Genomic DNA, 7407 nt, shown 5'->3' with positions numbered 1-7407 from the left:
GTGTAGGCCTGGGCCGTGAGCCGCTCCTTCCAGAGCACCTTGCCGGCCTCCAGCGCCACCAGCTCGCTGTTGGCCGTGACCACGGCGACCAGCCTGCCGTCGCTGCCGACGCCGGCGGCCAGCGGCGCGCCGACCTTGGCGCGCCAGAGCTCGGTGCCGGCACGGGCGTCGAACACGACCACGACGCCGTCGCCGCTGGCGACAGCGATCTGATCGCCGTTCACGATGGTCGAGAGCGGGAAGCTCACCTCCGGGATGCGCATGCTCCAGGCCTGCTTGATGCCCATCAGGGCCACGCTGGGCGGCAGTTCGGCGGGCTTCGGCCGCGACGTGCCGATGCACGCCGCGAGCGCCGCGATCAATGCCGCGGCGGCCCCGATACGCAGCGCGGGCGCCAGGGTCGTATAACGCTTCAGATTCATGGTGTGGTCTTGGCTGGGGATGCCGCGCCACCGGCCGCCGGAGCCAGGCTCTTCGGGTCGACGCCGACGGCGTTGAGCTTGATTTCGACCAGGCGACGGTAGTCGGTGCCCGGTTCGAAGGCCGCCAGGGCCTTGAGGTACTCGGCCTTGGCCTCGTCGCGCTTGCCCTGCGCAAGGAGGACATCGCCCCTGCGGTCGGCCACCAGTGCGTCGAATTCCTTCGGCACATTGCCCGAGAGYGCCTTCAGCGCCTCGTCGTACTGCTTGGCTTCGAGCAGCTCGGCAGCCAGCCGCAACCGGGCAACCGCCTGGTAGCCCGGGTCGACCGCATGCTCCGAGACCCAGGCCAGCGCACCGCGCGATCCTTCGGCGTTGCCCTTGTCGTAGAGCGCCCGAGCCGCCAGCAGGCCGGCCTGCTGGGCGTAGGCGGTGCTGGCGAACTTGTCCTTCATGTCGGCCAGCGCGCGCTCGATGCGGGCGGTGTCGCCGGCCTGGGCGCTGCGCTCGACCTCGTCGTAGAGCGTCGAGGCCTGCAGCGCCTTGCTGCGCTGGAAGTACTGCCAGCCGTTCCAGGCCACGAAGGCGCCGGCCGCGAGCAGCACGACCCAGGTGATCAGGGTGCCGTAGGTGTTCCAGAAATGCTTGAGCTGGTCGAGCTGTTCCTGTTCTTCGAGGTCGAGATGGGTGGCCATGCGCTATGAGTTGTTGGGAGCCGAGGATTGTAGGGTGGCGGCCCAGGTGGCCAGTTCGGCCAGCGGCCGGGTGCTCTGCGCGCCGCCGCCGTCGCGCAGCGCCTTGACCGTGACTTCGCCGCGGGCAAGCTCGTCGGCGCCGAAGACCAGCGCATGCGACGCACCGCTGGCGTCGGCCTTCTTGAACTGCGACTTGAAGCTGCCGAGGCCGTCGACAGTGGCCGCGTGCATCTGGGCCCGGACACCGGCGTCGCGCAGTTGCTGCAGCGTGCGCAGCGCCACCGGCATCGCGGCGGCGTCAGGCACCACCGCATAGACATCGGGCACCGGCAGCGGGATCTGCGTGCCCTGCTCCTTCACCAGCTCGAGCACGCGCTCGACGCCCAGCGCCCAGCCCACCGCGGGTRCCGCCTTGCCGCCGATCTGCACGATCAGGTCGTCGTAGCGGCCGCCTGCGCAGACGGTGCCCTGCGAGCCGAGCCGGTCGGTCACGAACTCGAAAACGCTGAGGTTGTAGTAGTCCAGGCCGCGCACCAGCCGCGGGTTGATCGTGTACGCGACGCCGTTGGCGTCGAGGATCGCGCGCAGGCCATTGAAGTGCGCCAGCGACTCCGCACCGAGGAAGTCCAGCAGCTTCGGGGCCGACTCGACGACGCCCTTCATGGCCGGGTTCTTGGTGTCGAGGATGCGCAGCGGATTGCTGTGCAGACGGCGCTTGCCGTCCTCGTCGAGCTTGTCGGCGTGCTGTTCGAAGTGAGCGATCAGCTGGGCGCGGTGCAGTGCCCGCTCGGCCGGCTGGCCCAGGCTGTTGAGCTCCAGCCGCACATCCGTCAGTCCGATCGCCTTCCAGAGCGCCGCCGCCAGCAGGATCAGTTCGGCATCGACATCGGGCCCGGCGAAGCCGAGCGCCTCGGCGCCGATCTGGTGGAACTGGCGATAGCGGCCGCGCTGTGGCTTCTCGCGCCGGAACATGGGACCGGTGTACCAGAGGCGCCGCGGGCCCTCGTAGAGCAGGTTGCTTTCGATAACGGCGCGCACGACGCCGGCCGTGTTCTCGGGCCGCATCGCCAGGTGCTCCGCCTGGCCGTGCTTGTCGGACCGGTCCTCGAAGGCGTACATCTCCTTCTCGACGATGTCGGTGACCTCGCCGATGCCGCGCACGAACAGCGCCGTCTGCTCGAGGATGGGCGTGCGGATATTGCGGTACGCGTAGCGCCCCATGAGGTCGCGCACGATGGCTTCGAGCCACTCCCAGCGCGCCGAATCGGGCGGCAATATGTCGTTCATGCCTTTGACGGCACTGATTTTTTCAGCCATGGATGGAGCTCAGGCGACTTCGGAAGCGATGCCGCTGCCGAAGCGTTTTTCAATGTAGGTTTCGACCAGCTGGTGGAATTCGTTGGCGATGTTGTCGCCGCGCAGCGTGAGTGCCTTTTCGCCGTCGATGAAGACCGGCGCGGCGGGGGCTTCGCCGGTGCCCGGCAGGCTGATGCCGATGTCGGCATGCTTGCTTTCGCCCGGACCGTTGACGATGCAGCCCATGACGGCCACCTTCATCGTCTCGACGCCCGGGTACTTGGTGCGCCAGACCGGCATCTGCAGGCGCAGGTAGTCGTCGATCTGCTTGGCCAGTTCCTGGAAGGTGGTGCTGGTGGTGCGGCCGCAGCCCGGGCAGGCGGTGACGCTCGGCACGAACACGCGCAGGCCCAGCGCCTGCAGGATCTCGTTGGCGATCAGCACCTCTTGCGTGCGCGCTTCGCCGGGCTGCGGCGTCAGCGAGACGCGGATCGTGTCCCCGATGCCTTCCTGCAGCAGGATCGACAGCGCCGTGGCCGAGGCCACCGTGCCCTTGGTGCCCATGCCGGCCTCGGTCAGGCCCAGGTGCAGCGTGTAGTCGCAGCGGCGCGCCAGTTCGCGGTAGACCGAGATCAGGTCCTGCACGCCGCTGACCTTGCAGCTCAGGATGATCTGGCTGCCCGGCATGCCCATCGACTCGGCGAGCTTCGCGGAATCGATGGCCGAAGTGACGAGCGCCTCGTACATCACCGGCTTGGCGTCCCAGGGTTCGGCGCGCCGGCTGTTGATGTCCATCAGATTGGCCAGCAATTCCTGGTCGAGGCTGCCCCAGTTGACGCCGATGCGCACCGGCTTGTTCCAGCGCATCGCGGCATCGATCATCTGGCCGAACTGGCGGTCGTGCTTGTCGCCCTTGCCGACGTTGCCCGGATTGATGCGGTACTTGCTGAGCGCCTCGGCGCAGGCCGGATAGTCGGTCAGCAGGCGGTGGCCGTTGTAGTGGAAGTCGCCGATCAGCGGCACGTCGATGCCCATGCGGTCGAGCTGCTCGCGGATGTAGGGCACCTGGGCCGCGGCCTCGGGCGTGTTGACCGTGATGCGGACCATCTCGGAGCCGGCGATCGCGAGCTCCTTGACCTGGATCGCGGTGCCGACCGCATCGACCGTGTCGGTGTTGGTCATCGACTGCACGCGCACCGGCGCGTCGCCGCCCACGGTGACCGTGCGCGCCCCCCAGACCACGCGGGCCTGGCGCGAGCGCCGGCCCAGCGGCGCGGCGGGTTCGATCGGCAGGCAGCCGAGGGGATTCGAAATGTCTGTCATGACTGGCCTCAGGATTTGACCTCGAAGCGTGCCACGCCACCGGCGCGCGTGATCGGCGCCAGGTCGAAGGCCTTGCCGCGGACCCGAACATCGACCACCGAGGCGCGGCCGATCACCACCGACAGCGGCAGGCTGCCGGACAGCCCCACCGTTTCGCCGGCCTTGACCRTGCGCCGCAGCAGYTGCTTGCCGCCGGGCTCGGTGACGGTGATCCACGAGTCCTCGCGGGCGATGAACACGACCAGGTCATTGGCGTCGGCGACGGCCGGCGGCGCAGTGGCGGCCGCAGGCGGCTCGGCCGCGACTGGCGCAACGGCCTCGGCAGGCGGCGCCAGCGGGGCAGCCCCCGGCGCCACCGCCTCGACGGGTGCCGTCGCCGCGACRGGCGCGCTGGCCGATTCGGACGCCGCATCATCCCGGGAAGTCAGGTGCGCGATCGAGGTGCCGAGCTGGTCGAACACCGACTGCGGCAACCAGAACAACACCGCCGCGCCGACCAGCAGCAACCCCACCACGGCCATCAGGGCCCGGGACGGGCGCCAGCCCGACCCGGAGCCCGAACGCGGCACCGACGAGCGCAGGCTCCTGCTGATGGTGCGGTCGGCCTCTGCCAAGCCCGGCCGCTGGATGCCCGGCAGCTTGGCCAGCACCGGTGCAGGATCGATCCGCAGCGCCCGGCTGACGCTGGCGGCCAGGGCCCGTGCGAACACCGGATCGGGCAGCGAATCGATGTCGTCCGCCTCGAGCGCGGCAAGCTTCTGCGGCGTCACCTTGAGCGCGGCCGCGATCATCTCGAGGTGCAGCCCGTGCGCCTCCCGCGCCTCCCTCAGCATGGCGCCGGCCGTCATGTGGGTGCTGTCGCCTCCCACCAGAGGCACCGCAGCCGAGGCCCCGAATTCACTGGCCCGCTCAATCATTGAAATTCCCGCGTTCGTACGCAATCGCCTCCCGCGACTGGGGGAAGCGCCGTTGCAATTGGCCCGCCAGCTGCGCGACCGATTCGCGGTTGTTGAGCTGGCGTTCGACCTTGATGCCGAGCCACAGCGTCTCGGCGCTGGCAGCCGGGCTGTTGTTGACGCGCCGGATGTAGAACTGGGCCCGCGACCAATCCTGGCGCTGCATCAGTATCGAGGCGAGGTTGTAGCCGATGACCGGATTGCCGGCATCGATCTCGTAGGCCTGCATCAGGCTGCGCTCGGCTTCGGCACGCTGCCCCGCCTTCAGCTGGCAGACGCCCTGCGTCATCAGCGTCTTGGCGCGATCCGAGTAGTTGGGCGCGGCGAGCGCGGCGCTGAACTGCTGCTGGGCATCGGCGTAGCGGTTCTGCTGGCACAGCAGCCAGCCGTAGTTGTGCAGCACGTTGGGCTCACGCGGGTCGAGCGCGATGGCCCGCCGGAAGCTGTCTTCGGCCTGCGCTGGATCGTCGAGCCGCATGTAGACCAGGCCGCGCAGGTTGTAGGCGTCGGCGAAGGTCGGATCGGCCACCAGCGCCTGCTTGATCTCGTCGAGCGCCACCGTGGTCTGGCCCTGCTGGAAGTAACCGATCGCCAATTCGATGCGCAGCTTGGCACGCTTGCGGCCATTGCTCTCGTCGGAGTCCGTCATGATCGGCGCGTCCTTGCTGGCCGAGGTCTGCAGCACGCCATTCTTGGTGTTGACACAGCCCGCCAGCAGGAAGGCTGCAGCGACGCCACAGGAGACCTGCAGCATCAGCGCGCGTGCATTCGGAAAGGCCTTGCTCATCGGATCATTGCTCCTRGGCATTGGATGTGGCGGCTCCGTCGCGGGCCGGATGAAGCACCACGATGCGCCGCTGCGCCATGCGCTCGGCCGCATGCGTGCGGTCTTTGACGTCGCCGGCCAGCTGGCCGCAGGCGGCGTCGATGTCGTCACCGCGCGTCTTGCGCACGGTGGTCACGATCCCGGCTTCGCTCAGCACCTTGGCGAAAGCCAGGACACGAGGTTGCGGCGAACGCAGCAGGCCCGACGCCGGGAAAGGATTGAACGGAATCAGGTTGAACTTGCAGGAGACGCCAGCCGAACGCACGAGTTCGAGCAACTGTCGCGCGTGCTCGGGCTTGTCGTTCACGCCGTCCAGCATGCAGTATTCGAAGGTGATGAAATCGCGCGGCGCATGCGCGAGGTAGCGCTTGCAGGCCTCGAGCAGTTCGGCGATCGGGTATTTCCGATTGAGCGGCACGAGGTCGTCGCGCAACGCATCGTTGGGCGCGTGCAGCGACACCGCGAGCGCGACCGGGCAATCGCCGCCGAGCCGGTCGATCATCGGCACCACGCCGGAGGTCGACACCGTCACGCGGCGGCGCGACAGGCCGTAGGCGTTGTCGTCGAGCATGGTGCGCAGTGCCGGCACCAGCGCCGCGTAGTTCTGCAGCGGTTCGCCCATGCCCATCATCACGACGTTGGAGATCACGCGTTCGCTGCGGCCGAGGTGCTTGCGCAGGAAATGCTCGGCGAACCACAGCTGGGCGGTGATCTCGCCGGTCGTCAGGTTGCGGCTGAAGCCCTGGTGTCCGGTCGAGCAGAAGCGGCAGCCGACCGCGCAGCCGGCCTGCGAGGACACGCACAGCGTGCCGCGGTCGTCCTCGGGAATGAACACGGCCTCGACTGCGTTGCCGTCGCCGACGTCGAACAGCCATTTGATGGTGCCGTCCGCCGATTCGTGCTGCGTGAGCACCGGCAGCGGCTCGACCCGGGCCGTGGTCGCGAGCTTCTCGCGCAGCGACTTCGCCAGGTCGGTCATGTGCGCGAAATCCGCAGCACCCCGCTGGTGGATCCAGCGGAACAGCTGCGTCGCGCGGAAACGCTTCTCGCCCAGCCGTTCGCAGAACGCGGCCAATCCCTCCAGATCGAAGTCGAGCAGGTTGGCCGTGGTCATATCAAACCCAAGTTGCGAACACTCACACGGCCCCCAAGGAGCCCGCAAGCGCAGCCTTCCAGAAATACCGCGGAACCGGCTTTGCCGGGCCGCTGGTATTGCCCCCGGCGAGGGGGTGGGCGGCTACACGCAGTGAGCCAACCTGGGGGAGAGTCATTTACCTGGCGTAGACGTTCAGGCCAGCGAAGAAGAACGCGATCTCGACCTGTGCGGTCTCAGGGGCGTCGGAACCATGCACCGCGTTGGCATCGATGCTGTCGGCGAAGTCGGCGCGGATGGTGCCGGGGGCGGCCTTCTTGGGGTCGGTGGCGCCCATCAGGTCGCGGTTCTTGGCGATGGCGTTCTCGCCCTCGAGCGCCTGCACGAACACCGGGCCGGAGATCATGAATTCGACCAGATCCTTGAAGAAGGGGCGCTCCTTGTGGACGGCGTAGAACTGTTCGGCTTCGCTGCGCGACAGATGGATCAGCTTGGCTGCCACGATCTTGAGGCCGGCGGCCTCGAAGCGGGAGACGATCTTGCCGACGACGTTCTTGGCGACGGCGTCGGGCTTGATGATGGAGAGAGTGCGTTCGATGGCCATTGAAGTGTTTTCCTGAGAGCTTGAATCTGGATGAGTTCCGTCCGGCTCGCAACACACAGGTTGCGAGCCTTGACAAAGCCTCTGATTTTAACCGGCGCGGCAGTCCCGCTCGCTTTCGCGCAGCGAAAGTCCGCCAGCGCGCCGAATTTCAGCGACCRCGGCGACGACCGCCCGGCCCGCCGGGCCCGCCCTGGC

The 7407-nt window shown here is 68.1% G+C and carries 8 protein-coding genes; all 8 read right to left on the bottom strand.

Annotated features, from left to right (window positions below):
- A partial coding sequence (locus AC1D2K_RS25575) for an outer membrane protein assembly factor BamB family protein (protein ID WP_478092010.1) occupies window positions 1-422 on the bottom strand: 422 nt, incomplete at its 3' end.
- Window positions 419-1114, bottom strand: coding sequence for a YfgM family protein (locus AC1D2K_RS25570; protein ID WP_478092008.1), 696 nt, complete (start codon window positions 1112-1114; stop codon window positions 419-421). The genes AC1D2K_RS25575 and AC1D2K_RS25570, both read right to left, overlap by 4 nt.
- Window positions 1115-1117: 3 nt before the next feature.
- Window positions 1118-2431: a histidine--tRNA ligase gene (hisS, locus tag AC1D2K_RS25565; protein WP_478092006.1), complete on the bottom strand. Its 1314-nt coding sequence runs from the start codon at window positions 2429-2431 to the stop codon at window positions 1118-1120.
- 9 nt (window positions 2432-2440) lie between these two features.
- Window positions 2441-3733: a flavodoxin-dependent (E)-4-hydroxy-3-methylbut-2-enyl-diphosphate synthase gene (gene ispG, locus AC1D2K_RS25560; protein ID WP_478092005.1), complete on the bottom strand. Its 1293-nt coding sequence runs from the start codon at window positions 3731-3733 to the stop codon at window positions 2441-2443.
- 8 nt (window positions 3734-3741) lie between these two features.
- A complete protein-coding gene (locus tag AC1D2K_RS25555) occupies window positions 3742-4650 on the bottom strand; it encodes a helix-turn-helix domain-containing protein (RefSeq protein ID WP_478092003.1) in 909 nt (302 codons plus the stop codon).
- Entirely contained in the window at window positions 4643-5476 is an 834-nt protein-coding gene (pilW, locus tag AC1D2K_RS25550) for a type IV pilus biogenesis/stability protein PilW (protein WP_478092001.1), read from the bottom strand. Before pilW ends, AC1D2K_RS25555 begins: the two co-directional genes overlap by 8 nt.
- A 4-nt stretch (window positions 5477-5480) precedes the next feature.
- Complete coding sequence (gene rlmN / locus AC1D2K_RS25545; RefSeq protein WP_478091999.1) at window positions 5481-6629, bottom strand: dual-specificity RNA methyltransferase RlmN; 1149 nt, start codon at window positions 6627-6629, stop codon at window positions 5481-5483.
- A gap of 157 nt (window positions 6630-6786) precedes the next feature.
- Window positions 6787-7212: a nucleoside-diphosphate kinase gene (ndk, locus tag AC1D2K_RS25540; RefSeq protein WP_478091997.1), complete on the bottom strand. Its 426-nt coding sequence runs from the start codon at window positions 7210-7212 to the stop codon at window positions 6787-6789.
- Between the last annotated feature and the right edge of the window lie 195 nt (window positions 7213-7407).

Source organism: Variovorax sp. P1_H12_2 (assembly GCF_056405335.1).
Note: the sequence above shows the minus strand (reverse complement) of the source record. Positions and strands in the feature narration are given on the sequence as shown.

Bases quoted from the DNA above. Each gene is read 5' to 3' on its own strand.
- ispG (WP_478092005.1), bottom strand. From the start codon at position 3,733: ATGACAGACATTTCGAATCCCCTCGGCTGCCTGCCGATCGAACCCGCC.
- pilW (WP_478092001.1), bottom strand. From the start codon at position 5,476: ATGAGCAAGGCCTTTCCGAATGCACGCGCGCTGATGCTGCAGGTCTCC.
- ndk (WP_478091997.1), bottom strand. From the start codon at position 7,212: ATGGCCATCGAACGCACTCTCTCCATCATCAAGCCCGACGCCGTCGCC.